The organism is Nocardioides sp. W7 (genome assembly GCF_022919075.1).
Taxonomy (GTDB): Bacteria; Actinomycetota; Actinomycetes; order Propionibacteriales; family Nocardioidaceae; genus Nocardioides.
On sequence record NZ_CP095078.1, the window covers coordinates 3,414,945 to 3,430,340 of the forward strand.

Genomic DNA, 15,396 nt, shown 5'->3' on the forward strand with positions numbered 1-15,396 from the left:
CCGGGGACGGGCTCTCATCCGCGGCGGGTGATGCGGCCCGCGGTCCCCGCTGCCTACGGTCCGAGCGTGCAGGAAGACGCCGCTGCGTGAACATCCTCCTGGGGCTCGTCGTCACCGTCGTCGCCACGACGATCACGGTGGCGGCGATGCTGCTCGTGCGTCGACGGGCCCCGGAGGGCAGCTACTTCACCGACGGTGACCGGGCCTCGGGGGTCTTCGGGGTGCTGGCCACCGGCTTCTCCATCCTGCTCGGCTTCATCATCTTCCTGGGGTTCACGTCGTACGACGAGTCGCGCTCCGGCGCCGAGACCGAGGCCACGGTCGTGGCGCAACAGGTCCAGACGGCCCAGTTCCTCCCCGACGCCGACGCGGACCTCACCGGAGAGCTGGTCTGCTACGCGCGCTACGTGGCCGGCCCGGAGTGGGACGCGCTCGCGGCCGAGACGCTCGGGGACCGGATCAACCCCTGGGGTGCGGCCATGTACCTGACGGTCTCGACCCTCGACCCGACCTCGGCCGTCGAGCAGTCCGCCTACGACCGCTGGATGGCCCAGACCTCCGACCGGGAGCAGGCCCGGATCGCCCGGATCCACGGCGCGGAGGGCATCATCCCCGTCCCGCTGTGGCTGGCGCTCTTCGTCATCGCGGCGGTCCTCTTCGCCTACCTGCTGTTCTTCGCGGACCCGGCCGAGGGGCCGGTGACCCAGGGCATGCTCATGGGCAGCGTGACCGTCGTGATCTCGCTCCTGCTGTTGCTGCTGATGTTCTTCGACCACCCGCACGGTGACGGCGTGGGCCGCCTGCAACCGAGTGCGATGGAACGGACCCTGCGCCTGGTCGACCTGCAGGCCGAGGCCGTCGGCCTCGACGTCACCCCTCCCTGCGACGACCATGGCAACGCCCGCTGACCCGCCGCCGGAGCGCGGGCGCAACCGGCAGGAGCTGCTCGCCACGGTGCTCCTGGTCGTCGCGGCGCTGGCCACGTCGTGGAGCAGCTATCAGGCCACCCGGTGGAACGGGGAGCAGGCGGCTGCCGCCGGCCGGACGAACGCGATCCGGATCGACGCGGCGCGGGCCGACGGTCTGGCGAGGACGCAGACCCAGGTCGACGTGGCCACCTTCATCGCGTGGGCCGATGCGGACCTCCGGGGCGAGACGAAGGTCGCCGACTTCTACGGCGACCGCTTCCGCGAGGAGTTCCGCCCGGCGTACCAGGCCTGGATCGCCCAGCGGCCGTTGACCAACCCCGACGCTCCGTCCACCCCGTTCGCCATGGCGGAGTACCAGGTCGCGGCCAAGAACGAGGCGGCCAGGCTCGACGCCTCCGCCGAGGAGTCGGCCGCGGAGGTGCGGACCGACATCCAGCGCTCGAGCAACTACGTCCTGACCGTGGTGCTGTACGCCATCGTGCTGTTCTTCGCCGGGATGAGCACCCGGCTCAGCAACCCTCGACTGCGCTGGGTGACGACGATCGCCGGCACCGTCGTACTGCTCGGTGCCCTGGCCTGGCTGGCGACGTTCCCGGTGAGCGTCGCGGTCTGACTCGTGGAGGCGTCGATGTCGAAAGAGACCTCGGTCGCCGCGACCGGCGCTCTCGTGCTGCTGACTCTGGGCTCCGGACAGTTCCTGATGACCCTGGACAGCTCCGTGATGAACGTGTCCATCGCCCAGGTCGCCAAGGACGTCGACACGACCGTGACCGGCGTCCAGACGGCGATCACGCTCTACACCCTGGTCATGGCGACGCTGATGATCACCGGCGGCAAGGTCGGCACCATGATCGGGCACCGCCGGGCGTTCTCGATCGGGTGCGTCGTCTACGCGGCCGGCTCGCTGACGACGGCCCTCGCGCCGAGCCTCCCCGTCCTGATCGTCGGCTGGTCGTTCCTGGAGGGGATGGGCGCCGCCCTGATCATGCCCGCCATCGTGGCGCTGGTCGCCTCGAACTTCGCCGCCGACCAGCGGCCCCGCGCCTACGGGCTGATCGCGGCGGCCGGGGCCATCGCGGTCGCCGCTGGGCCGTTGATCGGCGGCGCCTTCACGACCTACCTGTCCTGGCGACTGGTGTTCCTCGGTGAGGTCATCGTCGTGGTGGTGATCCTGTTCCTGGCCAGAAGGGTGCACGACGTCGAGTCCACGAACACCTTCAGCCTCGACTACGTCGGCGTCGTGCTCTCCGCGACCGGCCTCGGGGCCGCGGTGTACGGCGTACTGCGGTCCGGCGAATGGGGCTGGGTGCAGGCCAAGCCGGGCGCACCCGACCCGCTCGGGCTCTCCCTGACGCTGTGGCTGATCCTCGGCGGCCTGCTCATCGTCAGGGTGTTCTTCTGGTGGGAGCACCGAGTCGCCGCATCCGGCAGGGAGCCGCTTGTGGAGCTTCGGATGCTGCGCAACTCGCGCCTCAACGGAGGCCTGGTGATGTTCTTCTTCCAGTACCTGATCCAGGCGGGACTCTTCTTCATCGTGCCGCTCTTCCTATCCGTCGCCCTGGGCCTGAGTGCCGTCGAGACCGGGGTACGGCTCCTCCCTCTCTCGGTGACCCTGTTGCTGGCCGCCGCGGGAGTGCCGAAGGTCTGGCCCGAGGCGTCACCTCGACGGGTCGTCACCATCGGTCTGGCCCTGTTGTGCGCGGGTGTCATCTCCTTGATGGGTGCACTCGAGGTCGGCGTCGGAGCAGAGATCGTGACCGTGCCGCTCCTGCTGGCCGGCCTCGGCGTCGGCGCCCTCGCCTCCCAGCTGGGCGCCGTGACCGTGTCAGCGGTGCCGGACGAGCAGACCGGCGAGGTGGGCGGGCTGCAGAACACCGCGACCAATCTCGGCGCGTCACTCGGGACCGCCCTGGCCGGGTCGGTGCTGATCGCCGCCCTGACCGCGAGCTTCGTCCAAGGCGTCCAGGAGAGCCCTGACGTGCCGGACGAGGTGGTCGCCTCTGCGGAGGCCGAGCTGTCCGGCGGAGTCCCGTTCGTCTCGAACGCCGATCTGGAGTCTGCCTTGACCGACGCGGGCGTGGCGGAGGCGACCACCCAGGCGGTCCTGGACGCGAACGAGACTGCGCGCATCGCCGGACTCCGACTCAGCCTGGCCATCCTCGCGCTCCTCGCCGTGGTGGCCCTCTTCCTGACCCGATTCGTGCCGAGGGAGCCGGTGGGACGAGCGGTCGATCCGTCGTCCGCCTAGCCCCTGCGTGCCGCCCGCTTCGCCGCGGCCGCCTCGCGTTGCTCGACGAACCGCGTGGCCTGTTCGTCGAGCACCTTGATCGCCGCCGCGAGCTCGTCGCGGGCTTGCTCGCCCTCCTCGTCCAGGCCTTCGAGCTCGAAGAGTCGCCACTGCCGCACCAGCGGCATGACGATGTCGTCGTGGTGGATGCGCAGGTCGTAGATGCCGGCCCGGGCCATCTGGACCGCCTTCCGGGCGAAGCCCGGGATCACGGCTCCCGGCATCTGGAAGTCGAGGACCTCGTCGGTGATCGCGCGCATCGTGGGCCCGGGGGCGAGCTGCAGCGCGGCATCGACGATGTTGCGGTAGAAGATCATGTGCAGGTTCTCGTCCTTCGCCACGCGGGTGAGCAACCGCTCCGCAACCGGGTCCTCCGTGATCCGGCCGGTGTTGCGGTGCGAGACCCGGGTCGCGAGCTCCTGGAACGAGACGTAGGCGCAGACGTTCAGGAGCGCCTTCTCGCCCGAGTCGAAGCCGGCCTCCATGGTCTGCATCCGCGCCTGCTCGAGCTCGTCGGGGTCCACGCCGCGGGTGACCAGCAGGTAGTCGCGGATGCAGAAGGCATGACGGCCCTCCTCGGCCGTCCACCGGTTCACCCACTCGCCCCACGCACTCTCCCGGCCGAACGCCCGCTCGACCTCGCGGTGGTAGCTCGGCAGGTTGTCCTCGGTGAGGAGGTTGACCTCGAGTGCGGTCCGGGCGATCGGTGAGAGCGTCGACTGCTCCACCGTCCACGGCTCGCCGTCGAGCAGCGCGAAGTTGCGGCCCTCGCTCCACGGGACGTACTCGTGGGGCATCCAGTCCTGGGCCGTCTCCAGGTGCCGGTTGAGGTTGGCCTCGACAGTCGGTTCGAGCTCCTTCAGGAGCGTCGCGGTGTCCATGTCTCGGCCTACCACGTGCCGGGCGCCGGGGGAAGCCTTGACAGCCATCGCGGGCATGAGATCGCGCCGATCGGGAGACTGAGGGCTGGTCGATGTCCGTCGGTCCGGCCGCGCGCTCCGCGCGGGCCGCCCAGGGGGAGGAGCAGCGCCCTGTCGTCCGACCCCGCACTGACCCCGGACTCCGGCGGGTGCCCCAAGCGGATGACCTTCGGGCCCTGCGGCGGGGTGCGCGACGATGCGTCGTGCGAGCTCGACGCACGTCCCTGCCCCTTCGCCCGGGAGCGGGCGCAGATCGTGCGTTGGCCGGAGGCGGGGTCCGGCTCGCCGCGCCCGGCCAGCCGGCTGCTGGACGCCGTGGACCGTGGACCGGTCGTGCTGACCGACCTGACGATCCCGGCGTACGACGTCGCCGGGCTCACCACGGTCGTCCGGACCCTGGGCGACTCGTGCGACGCGGTGCTGGTCGGGGAGCACCAGAACCGCCCGGACTTCCCGCCGACCCTGATGGCCACGCTCGTCGCGCAGGCGGGCGGGGTGCCCTGGGTGACGCTGGCCTGCCGCGACCGCAACCGCCTGGTGCTCGAGCAGGAGTTGGCGGGGCTCGCGGTGGCCGGCGTCGACGGGGTCCTGTGCGTGACGGGCGACGGGCGGGCGCAGGGGGTGCGACCGGGGGTGACCCAGGTCTTCGACCTCGACGGCACCCAGCTCGCCGCCCTCGCGAGCAGCCAGGGCCATGCGGTCGCCGTCCCGGAGGCGCCGGCCGCCGTACCGCGCGACCTGCGCCCGGCACGGCTCGTGGAGAAGGAGCGGGCCGGGGCACGGCTGGCCGTCCTCAACCACGTGGCGACCGCAGCCGAGGTGGCGTCGTTCGTGTCCGCGGCCCGGAGCCTCGGACTGAGCATCCCGGTGATCGCGGCGGTCGCCGTCTACACCGACGAGAGGTCGGCGAAGGTGCTGCAGAACTTCCCGGGCCTGCACGTGGATACCGAGCAGGTGGCCGCCGTACTCGCGTCGACGGACGTCCGCGCCGCCGGGATCGAGGCCGCGCTGCAGGAGGCCCGGTCGCTGCTGGCGGTGGCGGGCGTCGCCGGGGTGAATCTCTCCGGGCTCGCCTCGGGCGAGGGCGAGCTGGCCGGGGCACGGGTGAAGGCCGAGATCGGCGCACGGATCAGGGAGGGTCGATGACGGAGACGGATCCCATGGCCGACGAGTTCGACACGGTCGCGTGGTGGACGGCGACGGCGGTGGCCGAGCTCGGTGCGGAGTACGCGCTTCCCGCGGCCTGCCGGGGCAGTGGCAGCCCGGCCGCACTCGACTGGCTGGCCGGAGCGATGGGCGTGCGCGCCGGGACTCGGCTGCTGGACTCCGGGGCCGGCGTCGGAGGACCGGCCGAGTACGTCGCGCGTGGGCTCGATGCCGCGCCCGTGCTGGCCGAGCCCATGGAGGGGGCCTGTCGTGCCGCTCGGACCCTGTTCGGCAAGCCGGTCGTGGTGGCCGACGGGGCCGCCCTCCCGTTCCCCGACGCGACCTTCGACTGCGCGTGGTCCCTCGGCGTGCTGTGCACGCTGGAGGACAAGCGCTCCTACCTCCGCGAGCTGATCCGGGTGGTTCGTCCCGGGGGTCCGGTCGGGATGCTCGTCTACACGCGAGCGGTCGATGTCCTCCCCGACCAGCCGGAGGGGAACCACTTCCCGAGCCGCGCGGAGCTCGACGCGGACCTCGGGGCCTGCGGGCTCACGGTGCTGGACGAGACCCGGCTGACCGACGTCGCCGGCACCCCCGACGACTGGCAGGACGCCGCCGCACGGGTCGAGGAGGTCATCGAGCAGCAGCACGGGCACGACGAGCGGTGGAAGCGCGCCCAGGCGCAGCAGGACACCATCACCGCCCTGATCGGCGATGGTCTCGTCGTCGGGGTCCTGATGGCCTGTCGGGCGGGCTCACCCCGGCCGAGATGACCCGGGGCCGGTCGCGGTGCGTTCTCGGTCGATCTGTGCCACCGGTAGGCGGACGACGACCGTGGTGCCGACGCCGTACTCGCTGTGCAGGGTGATCGACCCACCCATCAGCTGCGCGAGCTCCCGGCAGATCGCCAGCCCGAGGCCGCTGCCGCCGTAGCTCCGGGTCGCCGACCCGTCGACCTGGCTGAAGGACTCGAAGACCGACTGGTGGTCCTCTTCACGGATCCCGATGCCGGTATCGGCCACGATCAACTCCACCCCGTGCACCTCCCTGCACTCGTGGCCGGCAGGTGCGGGACGCGCGGTGAGGGTGATGTGTCCCCGGTGGGTGAACTTCACGGCGTTGTCCAGGAGGTTGGTCAGGACCTGGAAGAGTCGGCCGGGGTCGCCGACGACGGTCCGAGGAACCCCGGGTTCGAGGTGAGAGTCGAACCGGATGCCTGCCTGGTTCGCCTGCGGTTCGTAGGCGTCGGCAGCGTCGGCCACCATGGCGTGGAGGTCGAAGGCCGTCGAGGCCAGCTGGAGCTGTCCGGCTTCGATCCGGGAGAAGTCGAGGATGTCCTCGACCAGCCTCTTCAGCAGACGCCCCGAGCGGTGCAGCCTGGCCACCAGCTTGAGCTGGGCGTCGTCGAGAGGCGTGTCCTCGAGGATCTCCGCGGTGGCGAGGACGGTGGTCAGCGGGGTGCGGACCTCGTGACTGATGTTGGCCAGGAACATCGACTTGGCGCGGGAGGCGGCCAGCGCCGCGTCGCGCGCCCCCTCGAGCTCGCGGCGGGCGTCCGCCTCGGAGCGGATCAACCGGGCGGTGCGCATGAAGGCGAGCGCGATCAGGACCGCGGTGCCGGTGAACAGCTGGAGTGGCTGGTCGGGCTTTCCGCGCAGGTCGGAGACGAGCTCCAGCGCGGGCGGCACCATCAGGGGGCCGACCGCGACGATCATCTGCCCGGTCCAGCCCTGAGGAACCGGGGCACCTGGCACGTCGCTCCGCTGGTGGGGGACTAGCCAGGCGGCGCGGGCCAACAGGACTGGGGCCACCATCCAGGCGGCGTCCGTCAGCTTCGCGGCGCCCTCGGGCGCGTGCAGATAGGCGATGTCGGCCGCCAGCCACAGGCAGATCCCCAGGGCGAACGAGGGTCCGATCGCCGTACGCGCGCCGGGGCTCATCAGGATGCGCACCACGAGGGCGAGCAGCACCGCGTCCGCGACGGGGTACGCCGCCCACACGGTCCGCGCGAACGCCGACGCGCTGTCGTCGGCGACGATCGTGTCGATCGAGAGGTTCCAGAAGATCAGCAGGCTGACCACGACGATCGTCACCGCGTCGATGGCGAAGTCCACGTCGACGTGACCCTCGCTCCGGCTCCGGCGCAGGATCACCCACAGCGCGCCGCAGAGGACCGTGTAGCTGGCGAACCACGCTGGGTCCGCGACCGATATCTCGGTCCCGGCGCCCGCGAGGTCGAGGACGGACCACAGCACGTCGCCCAGCGCATTCAGGGAGAGCCCGGCCGCGATGAGGCGCGGCACCAGCCGCCGTCCGGGGGGTGCGCGCTCGGCCCCGATCCACGCGCCGAGGGCCGCGCCGACCAACATGCCGAGGTAGCAGCCGGTCTCGAGGACCGGGTTGTCCGTGACGGTGTGGAGCACCACCGTCGCCACGACGACGATCGCGATACCACCGCTGGTCGTCCCGCGCTCGCAGATCACGGTCCGACTATCCACGAGGTCGAGACCCGGCGAGCCTGCTCCTCTCCCTCACCGGAATGCGGGTCGGGTGTCGGCCATCAGGAGCAGGCGAGCCCTCGTCCGGTGAAGCAGCAGCGCCGCGACCCCATGTGGGGCCGCGGCGCTTCCGAAGAAGTGCGAACTACGAGACCTCAGTGGTGAGCCTTGGTACGGCTGCGGCCCGTGACGGTCGACGCGACGACGACCAGCACCGCAGCGATCGCGATGGAGACGATCCAACGGGTCCAGTCGATTCCCGCCGAGCCGTCGCCGCCGAAGGCCTGGTAGACCCCGAGCCCGATCAGGACTCCTCCGATCCCGCACAGCAGCGTCAGCCACAGCGGGATGTTGTCCTTGTCGCCGGGGGCGACGAGCTTGCCGAGCAGGCCGATGATGAGGCCGGCCACGAGAATGCCCACGATCTCCATAGCGATGTCTCCTTCTCTTCGAGGGCGCGGTGGCGCCTCCGGACCGGTACCCAGATGAGAGCGGCAGGTCGTACTCGAAGGGGTGAACCTCCTGATCCGAGGCGAGCGGTACGCCCTTATGCTCCGCTGGTGAAGTCGGATGCGGGTGTACATGGGTGGGGCAGTGTGTTGGCTGCTGCCGAGGCGGTGTCGCCGGTCGATGCCGTCGAGGCCGTGACCCGCGAGCTGGGGGTCGCACTGGGCGCGAGCAGGGTCTCCTTCCTCATCGCCGACATGTCGGGGCGGGCCCTGGTCCGTCTCGCGCACGTCCAGCTCCGCCCCAGCGGGGGTGATGTGAAGAGTCCGGTCGCGCGCGGCGAGCGGCGTGCCGGTGAGGAGTCCGCCACGGTGGTGGCGTTCGACGGCGGTCCGGCGGAGCGCGCGGTGCGCTCCCAGGAGGTCCAGGTCGTCGCGCCCGCATCGGACGGTTCGGGGTCCGGCGGCGGCTCCTGGCTGGTGCTGGCGCCGGTGGCCGAGCGCGGGGAGGTCATCGGAGTCCTGGAGCTGACCCTTCCCCACCGGCCGGACGCCGCGGTACGCGGTGAGATCGGTCAGCTGGCGCACCTGTTGGCGTTCGTGGTGATCGCGAACCGGCGGCACACGGATCTGTTCGAGTGGGGACAGCGCAGTCGGCCCCTGAGCCTGTCGGCGGAGGTGCAGCACCGGCTGCTCCCGGGGCCCCAGACCTGTGAGGCGGGATCGTTCACCCTCGCTGGCTGGCTGGAACCCGCGGCGGACATCGCTGGAGACACCTTCGACTTCAGCCTGGCTCGCGATCTGCTGCACCTCTCCGTGACCGACGCGATGGGCCACGGCGTGGCTGCCGCCCTTGCTGCGACCTTGTGCGTGGCGGGGCTGCGCAACGCCCGCAACGAGGGTCGGTCCCTGCTGGAGCAGGTCACCTCGACGAACGAGTCGCTGTTCGAGCATGCGGCCGAGTCCGGGCTGGAGGACTTCGTCACGGGCCTGATCGGCCGCGTGGACCTGCACACGGGCACGATGGACCTGGTCAACGCCGGCCACGTCGCGCCGTACCTGGCCCGGGGTTCGCACGTGAGTGCCGTCGACATTGCGGTGGGCCTTCCCCTCGGCCTGTTCGACGACTCGAGCTATCAGGTCAACCAGCTCGCCCTGCAGCCCGGTGACCGGGTCGTGTTCCTCACCGACGGCATGCTCGAGCGCACGGCCGTCAAGGCCGACCTCCCGGGGGCGATCGCCGAGACCAGGTCCCTGCACCCGCGGGAGGCGGTCCGCGCCCTGGCCGATCGCGTCATCGAGGCGAGTGGCAAGGCACTGGACGACGACGCAACCGTGCTCTGCCTGGACTGGCACGGCGGACACGGACGAGACCGCGACAGCGTCCACGGAGCCGAGCAGACGCGGGCCAGCCCGTTGCAGGTCACTCCGGTCAACGCCTAGGCAGCTCCCGGATCGTCTGGGAGTCCTGGGCGAGCTGGTCGCCCTCCACGCCGGCCGACAGCGTCAGCGAGTAGCGTCCCCGCGCCGGCGGCAGCGGGACCCAGAGCCGCACCACGCCGCGGTCGTCGCCGTTGGCTGCCTCGACCTCGTAGGCGGGCTGGCCGCGAAGCCACCGGTGCGTCAGGCGCTGGCCCTGGTCGCCGACCCCGTCCATCTCCCAGGAGATCTGGACCGGGACGCCCTCCGCGTGCTCGATCCGCACCCGCACGCGGACGATGACGCCGAGGGGCTCCTTCAACCCGTCGACGTCCTCGGTGCGGACCCGGGCGAGCACCGCGACGATGCGCCGCGCCGCTACCTCCGGCGGGACCCGGTCTCCGTTCTCGTCCACACTCGACGCCGTCGCCATCAGCTGGGTCAGGCCGGTTCCGTCATCGTCCTGGGGCGGGTCCTCCAGCGTGAACCCGGACAGCTCCACCAGTTCGAGGACATCGGCCACGTAGGGCGCGGGCAGGGCAGGATCAACAGGCTCGATCCCGGGTTCCGGTACGTCCCCCGGGTCGTCCGGAACCGGGACGTCGGGAGGCGTTGTCGGCCCGGATGGAGGCGAGATCGTGCCGGGTGGGTCGGTGGAGGGGTTGGTGCTTCCAGGGTCGGGATCCGTGGCAGGTGGCGGCGCCTCGCTGCCGGTAGGAACCGACGTGGGACCCGCCGCGGCCAACCGGAAGGCCGGGCCAGGCGTTTCGGCTGCCCCGGAGGTCGAGACCTCGTTGAAGCCGGGGGAGGCCGTCGGCGCGAACTCCGACATCCGGATCAAGGTCGTGCTGACGACCGGCTCGCCCAGGGTCACCCGCTCCGGCTCGTCCTGAGGGATCAGCGCTCGTACGGCGGCGATCGCCACGGCAGCCGCCCCGACCCCGAGCAGGGTCTTGTACGGGATCTGAGCCAGACCGACCAGTCGGTTCCATCGTCCGTCCGCCGCGTGCTGGTGGCGCCGACGGGAGGCCGACGGTGCCCGTCGTCGAATCTCCCCCGGTGAGGGCTCCACCTCTCGACGTTAAGGCGTCGCGGTCAGCTCCGCACTAGTCCAGACGACCCATCTCCGCTCGGGATCCTCACCCACGCCGGGTGATGCCGGGAGCCGACGGCGCGGAGAATGCTGTGCGGGTGAGGAACGCACAGGTGATGCGCCTGATCGCCGACGGGACGGGACGGTCGCCGGCGGAGGCCCGGCTGCTCGTGGCCTGGACCGCGGCGTCGCTGGTCGTGGCGGGGGTGTTGGCGATCGGCTACGGAGTCGTGCGCCTCATCGACTTCCTGGCCGACGCCTAGGCAGGACCCGATGAGCACGGGGGAGACCTTCGTTTTCCTCGCCGTGATCGGCGCTCGGTTCCTGGTCCCGCTGCTGATCCCGCGGTTCCCGCTGCCGGCGATCCTCAGCTGCCTCGTGCTGGACGCCGCCGACCAGTCGATCTTCCAGGCCTTCGGCTACGACCCGCCGGGGTACCAGGGCTACGACAAGGCGATGGACGTCTACTACCTGGCCCTCGCCTACCTCTCGACGCTGCGCAACTGGTCGAGTGTGGCGGCGTACCAGGTCGGCCGGTTCCTGTACTTCTACCGCCTGGTCGGCGTGGTCGCCTTCGAGCTGACCCAGGTGCGCGCGCTGCTCCTGGTCTTCCCGAACACCTTCGAGTACTTCTTCATGGCCTACGAGGCCATCCGGTCGCGCTGGTCGCCCGTCCGATGGGCGCTGCGTTGGTGGATCGGCGTCGCCGCCTTCATCTGGGTGTTCATCAAGCTCCCGCAGGAGTGGTGGATCCATGTCGCGCAGCTCGACGTCACCGAGTTCCTCGAGGAGAACGCCTGGGCCGGTCCGTTGGTCGTGGCCGTCGTACTGGTCGCGGCCGGGGCGTTCTGGATCTGGGGCCGACCCCGGTTGCTGCCGGCCGACCATCCGTGGCGGTTCTCGGCCGACCCGCTGCCCGCGGTGCGTGGGTACGCCGAGCGCAAGGCCGTCCAGATGGCCGCGACCGTCGAGCAGATGGTGCTCCTGGGCCTGCTCTCGGTCGTCTTCGCCCAGACCCTGCCGGGCGTGGAGGCGTCGAACGTCCAGGTCTTCATCGGCGTCGCGGTGGTGGTCCTGGTCAACGCGGTGTTCGCCGTCATCGTGGTGCGGCGGTCGCGGAGCCTGGAGTCGACCGCCCTGGCCTTCCTCGCCCGCACCGTGGCCAACGTGGCGCTGGTGGCGGTCGCGGAGTGGCTGCTTCCGCGCGGCGACGGCGGGATCAACGTGGCTTCCACCCTCTTCTTCCTGACCCTGATCAGCCTGGTGACGACGCTGCACGGCCGGTGGTACCCGGTCCACGCGTGTCGCGCGGCGGAGACGGCCGCCCGATGACGGCGACGTGGGTGGGCGCCCTCTCGGAAGTCGACCCGGACAACCCCGCCGCGGCGTACCTGTGGGTGTTCATCCTGATCGCCCTGGACGGGGTGATGCCGATCTTCCCCGGCGAGACGACGTTGAACGCCGCCTCGACGGTCGCCGCCCAGGGCAAGCTCGAACTGGCTCCCGTCATCGTCATGGGTGCGCTGGGCGCCATCGTCGGAGACTCCTGCCTGTTCTGGTTGGCGCGCACCTATCGGCACCGGATCGAGGGCCAGGTGGCCCGGGCCCGGGCCAACGAGCGGGTACGGAGCGCCTTCGAGCTGCTGGACTCCAGCGCCGGCGTGCTCATCATCGGCGGGCGCTACCTGCCCGGCATGCGCTTCGTGGTCAACGCGACCATGGGGCTCTCGAACATCTCCTATCGGCGCTACCTGCCGTGGTCGGTGCTCAGCGGGATCCTCTGGAGCACCTACACCTGCGTGCTGGCCTACGAGATCGGCCAGGCCCTGGGGGACCTCCCGCTGGCGTCGTTCCTGATCTCGGGACTGGTGACGACCGTGGCCGTGGCGGTGATCTTCTTCACCGTCCGCCGGAACCGGCGGAGAACCGCCACGAGCGACGACTCCTGAGTACGCCCCGAACACAGCGACGGCCCCGCACCGGTGGGTGCGGGGCCGTCGGGGTTTGGTGCGATGTTGCTGTGCCGGCTCAGCCCGTCACGGGATCGGGAGCGGCAGGCCGCCCAGCAGCGTGCCGAGGATGGTGTTCAGCCCGGTCTGGACCTCCTCGAGGATCGAGTTGAGCTGGTTGAGCGGGGTGCTCGCGAGACCGGTCTGGAGGCTGTCAACCACGAGGTTGACCAGGCCGGCCGGGTCCGAGGGCAGGTCGCCACCGGACAGGGTGCCGAGCAGCTCCTGCAGGGCGGAGGCGATCTGCTCCGGCAGCAGCTCGTTCGTGGTCAGCGCCTGGACGACCGGCTGCAGGACGGCGATCAGGGTCTCGGGCGACACGTCGCCGCTGGTGAGAGCGCCGGTGATCTGCTCGCTGACCGCCTCGAGCTGGGTCGGGTCCAGGCCCGCGCCGGCGAGCGCGTCGAACAGCTGCTGGACCTGCTGCGGCTGGGGCTGCGGCTGCGGCGACGGGGTGTCGTTCGTCGCGTGGCAACGGGACGCGGCCTGCTGGGCGCCGGCGTTGCGAGCCCGCCAGCTGCGGAGCTTCTTGGTGGCCTTGCGGTGCGCCACGCGCGCCTTCTTCAGCTTCTTCTTGTTGGTGACCGTGTGCTTCTTGGCGTAGGTCCGCTTGGCCTTCTTGACCTTCTTCGCGGCCTTCTTCTTGGCGGTGGCCGACTGGGCGGTCCGCACCTGGGTCTTGCCGTACTGCTGGTCCTGCTTCGCGCAGCTCGGCGCCGCTGCGCTGGCGGGGGTGGAGGGAACGGCGGCGGCGACGCCGACGGTGAGCAGGAGGCTGGTGAGGAGCGTCAGCACCCGCTTCGAGACGTGGGGCATGTCAGGTCTCTCCTTACGAGGTTCACAGAGAGCTGCCCCGTCGGTCCGTGGTTTCGAAGACGGCGAACAGCTCAGCGTTGGTGGTTCAACTCCGTTCCGGTGCTCCGGGTTACGCCCGCGCGGGGGTGCTTCTTTACGTCTGCTGTCCCCCTGTCCCCGGGCATGTAACAGGGTGGAGAAGATCGCGGGCGAGCAGTAAACAGGCCGTTACCGGGGGCAGTTGGGCCGATTTCCGCCCCTAGATTCACCGCCATGACGACGCCCCCTCGACCCCTCGTCGAGTTCCGCCAGGTGGGACGCCGCTTCGATTCGGTCGAGGCGCTCGCGCCCTGCGACCTCGCCCTGTCCCGGGGTGAGTTCGTCTCGATCATCGGTCCGTCGGGCTGCGGCAAGTCCACCCTGTTGCGCCTCGCCTCGAAGCTCGACCGGCCCTCGTCGGGCAGCGTCGAGTTCGCCACCGACAGCGTCGGGTACGTCTTCCAGGACGCGACCCTGATGCCCTGGCGGACGGTACGCCGCAACGTCGGGCTGCTGGCCGAGCTGCAGGGGACGAGCCGGTCCGGCGTTCGCGAGGCGGTCGACGCCGCGCTGGAGACCGTGGGGCTGACCGACTTCGCCGACCACCTGCCGCACCAGCTCTCCGGCGGCATGCGGATGCGGACGAGCCTGGCCCGCTCGCTGGTCCTCGACCCGGAGGTCTTCCTCTTCGACGAGCCGTTCGGCGCGCTCGACGAGATCACGCGGGGCCGGCTCAACCTGGTGCTCCTGGAGCTCTTCCGGGCCCGCAGCTTCGCCGGACTGTTCGTGACCCACTCCGTGGAGGAGGCGGTCTTCCTGTCCACCCGCGTGGTGGTGATGTCGGCCCGGCCGGGCCGGATCGTGGAGGAGTTCGAGGTGCCGTTCGACTATCCGCGCAGTCTCGACCTGCGCTACACCCCCGAGTTCGCCGAGCTCGCCGGGCGGGTCGCCAAGACCCTGGAGGCCGTCTCGTGACCGGGTGGCTCAAGCGGGCGGCCATCACCGTGCTCCCGCCGCTCGCCGTACTCCTCGTCGTCCTCGGCATCTGGTACCTCGTCAGCTACCAGGTGCTGGACGAGACCGAGAAGTTCCTGCTGCCGCCGCCGCACGAGGTGCTCGTCGACGGCTTCCTCGACAGCGAGGTGCGCGCCGACCAGCTCTCCGCCCTGTGGGTGACCGCCCAGGCCGCGCTGATCGGGCTCGGCATCGCCACGGCGATCGGCAGCGTGCTCGCGCTGGCGATGGCCCAGGCCAAGTGGGTCGAGCGCTCGCTCTACCCCTGGGCGATCCTGCTGCAGACCGTGCCGATCCTGGCGATCGTGCCCGTGATCGGCTTCTGGTTCGGCTTCGAGATGTTCGCCCGGGTCGTGGTCTGCGTGATCATCAGCCTCTTCCCGCTGATCATCAACCCGCTGCAGGGCCTGCTGGGCGCCGACCGCGGGCTGCACGACCTGTTCACCCTCTCCGGCTCCAGCTCCTTCACCCGGCTGCTGAGGCTGCAGCTGCCCTCGGCACTGCCCGACGTGTTCGTCGGGCTGCAGACGGCCGCCGGGCTCGCGGTCGTCGGCGCCACCGTCGGTGACTTCTTCTTCGGTCGCGGCGAGACCGGTCTCGGCCTGCTGCTCCAGCGCTACAGCTCGCGCCTGCAGTCGGCCGAGATGCTCGCGACCGTGCTGGTGGCCTGCCTGCTCGGCATCGCCGCCTTCTGGTTCTTCGGGGCGCTCGGGCGCCGCGTCGTCGGGAAGTGGTCCCCCGCCTGGGGGGCCCGATGACGACCCCCGTCCCGCTCCAACCCCGCCCATGCACCGACCCACC

General features: G+C 70.9%; 16 protein-coding genes. 11 read left to right on the forward strand and 5 right to left on the reverse strand.

Annotation, left to right across the window (positions count from 1 at the left end; translation table 11 throughout):
- The first annotated feature begins 86 nt into the window (after nucleotides 1-86).
- From MUB56_RS16170 to MUB56_RS16180, 3 genes are read left to right on the forward strand one after another with little or no spacing between them, the layout of a single operon-like run.
- A complete protein-coding gene (locus tag MUB56_RS16170) occupies nucleotides 87-908 on the forward strand; it encodes a hypothetical protein (RefSeq protein ID WP_244928038.1) in 822 nt (273 codons plus the stop codon).
- Complete coding sequence (locus MUB56_RS16175) at nucleotides 892-1,542, forward strand: hypothetical protein (RefSeq protein WP_244928039.1); 651 nt, start codon at nucleotides 892-894, stop codon at nucleotides 1,540-1,542. The genes MUB56_RS16170 and MUB56_RS16175 overlap by 17 nt, the downstream gene beginning before the upstream one ends.
- Before the next feature lie 15 nt (nucleotides 1,543-1,557).
- Nucleotides 1,558-3,177: an MFS transporter gene (locus MUB56_RS16180; RefSeq protein ID WP_244928040.1), complete on the forward strand. Its 1,620-nt coding sequence runs from the start codon at nucleotides 1,558-1,560 to the stop codon at nucleotides 3,175-3,177.
- On the opposite strand, the gene MUB56_RS16185 is transcribed toward MUB56_RS16180, so the two are convergent.
- Nucleotides 3,174-4,097 carry an acyl-ACP desaturase gene (locus MUB56_RS16185; RefSeq protein ID WP_244928041.1) on the reverse strand — a complete coding sequence of 308 codons (924 nt, stop codon included), beginning with the start codon at nucleotides 4,095-4,097 and terminating at the stop codon, nucleotides 3,174-3,176. The genes MUB56_RS16180 and MUB56_RS16185 overlap by 4 nt on opposite strands.
- Before the next feature lie 201 nt (nucleotides 4,098-4,298).
- Here MUB56_RS16185 and MUB56_RS16190 point away from each other — a divergent pair, with 201 nt between their 5' ends.
- Complete coding sequence (locus tag MUB56_RS16190) at nucleotides 4,299-5,282, forward strand: methylenetetrahydrofolate reductase (protein ID WP_244928042.1); 984 nt, start codon at nucleotides 4,299-4,301, stop codon at nucleotides 5,280-5,282.
- Nucleotides 5,279-6,055: a class I SAM-dependent methyltransferase gene (locus MUB56_RS16195; RefSeq protein ID WP_244928043.1), complete on the forward strand. Its 777-nt coding sequence runs from the start codon at nucleotides 5,279-5,281 to the stop codon at nucleotides 6,053-6,055. The genes MUB56_RS16190 and MUB56_RS16195 overlap by 4 nt, the downstream gene beginning before the upstream one ends.
- Here the strand turns inward: MUB56_RS16195 and MUB56_RS16200 are convergent.
- Both MUB56_RS16200 and MUB56_RS16205 read right to left on the reverse strand, forming a co-directional pair.
- Nucleotides 6,038-7,765 carry an ATP-binding protein gene (locus MUB56_RS16200; protein ID WP_244928044.1) on the reverse strand — a complete coding sequence of 576 codons (1,728 nt, stop codon included), beginning with the start codon at nucleotides 7,763-7,765 and terminating at the stop codon, nucleotides 6,038-6,040. The two genes, MUB56_RS16195 and MUB56_RS16200, sit on opposite strands and share 18 nt — an antisense overlap.
- Before the next feature lie 170 nt (nucleotides 7,766-7,935).
- Nucleotides 7,936-8,211, reverse strand: a complete 276-nt coding sequence (locus MUB56_RS16205; protein WP_244928045.1) for a GlsB/YeaQ/YmgE family stress response membrane protein — start codon at nucleotides 8,209-8,211, stop codon at nucleotides 7,936-7,938.
- A 168-nt stretch (nucleotides 8,212-8,379) separates the two neighbouring features.
- Between MUB56_RS16205 and MUB56_RS16210 the strand changes: the two genes are divergently transcribed.
- Nucleotides 8,380-9,669, forward strand: coding sequence for a PP2C family protein-serine/threonine phosphatase (locus tag MUB56_RS16210; protein WP_244928046.1), 1,290 nt, complete (start codon nucleotides 8,380-8,382; stop codon nucleotides 9,667-9,669).
- On the opposite strand, the gene MUB56_RS16215 is transcribed toward MUB56_RS16210, so the two are convergent.
- On the reverse strand, nucleotides 9,659-10,717 hold the full coding sequence (locus MUB56_RS16215; protein WP_244928047.1) for a hypothetical protein: 1,059 nt from the start codon (nucleotides 10,715-10,717) through the stop codon (nucleotides 9,659-9,661). The two genes, MUB56_RS16210 and MUB56_RS16215, sit on opposite strands and share 11 nt — an antisense overlap.
- A 119-nt stretch (nucleotides 10,718-10,836) precedes the next feature.
- On the opposite strand from MUB56_RS16215, the gene MUB56_RS16220 reads away from it, so the two are divergent.
- The 3 genes from MUB56_RS16220 to MUB56_RS16230 are packed head-to-tail and all read left to right on the forward strand — an operon-like array spanning nucleotide 10,837 to nucleotide 12,687.
- Complete coding sequence (locus tag MUB56_RS16220; protein WP_244928048.1) at nucleotides 10,837-11,001, forward strand: hypothetical protein; 165 nt, start codon at nucleotides 10,837-10,839, stop codon at nucleotides 10,999-11,001.
- 10 nt (nucleotides 11,002-11,011) lie between these two features.
- Nucleotides 11,012-12,070, forward strand: a complete 1,059-nt coding sequence (locus tag MUB56_RS16225; protein ID WP_244928049.1) for a hypothetical protein — start codon at nucleotides 11,012-11,014, stop codon at nucleotides 12,068-12,070.
- Entirely contained in the window at nucleotides 12,067-12,687 is a 621-nt protein-coding gene (locus tag MUB56_RS16230) for a DedA family protein (protein WP_244928050.1), read from the forward strand. The genes MUB56_RS16225 and MUB56_RS16230 overlap by 4 nt, the downstream gene beginning before the upstream one ends.
- 87 nt (nucleotides 12,688-12,774) lie before the next feature.
- On the opposite strand, the gene MUB56_RS16235 is transcribed toward MUB56_RS16230, so the two are convergent.
- On the reverse strand, nucleotides 12,775-13,563 hold the full coding sequence (locus MUB56_RS16235; RefSeq protein WP_244928051.1) for a hypothetical protein: 789 nt from the start codon (nucleotides 13,561-13,563) through the stop codon (nucleotides 12,775-12,777).
- A 252-nt stretch (nucleotides 13,564-13,815) separates the two neighbouring features.
- On the opposite strand from MUB56_RS16235, the gene MUB56_RS16240 reads away from it, so the two are divergent.
- Complete coding sequence (locus MUB56_RS16240) at nucleotides 13,816-14,556, forward strand: ABC transporter ATP-binding protein (protein ID WP_244928052.1); 741 nt, start codon at nucleotides 13,816-13,818, stop codon at nucleotides 14,554-14,556.
- Nucleotides 14,553-15,353: an ABC transporter permease gene (locus MUB56_RS16245; protein WP_244928053.1), complete on the forward strand. Its 801-nt coding sequence runs from the start codon at nucleotides 14,553-14,555 to the stop codon at nucleotides 15,351-15,353. Before MUB56_RS16240 ends, MUB56_RS16245 begins: the two co-directional genes overlap by 4 nt.
- Nucleotides 15,354-15,396: the final 43 nt, after the last annotated feature.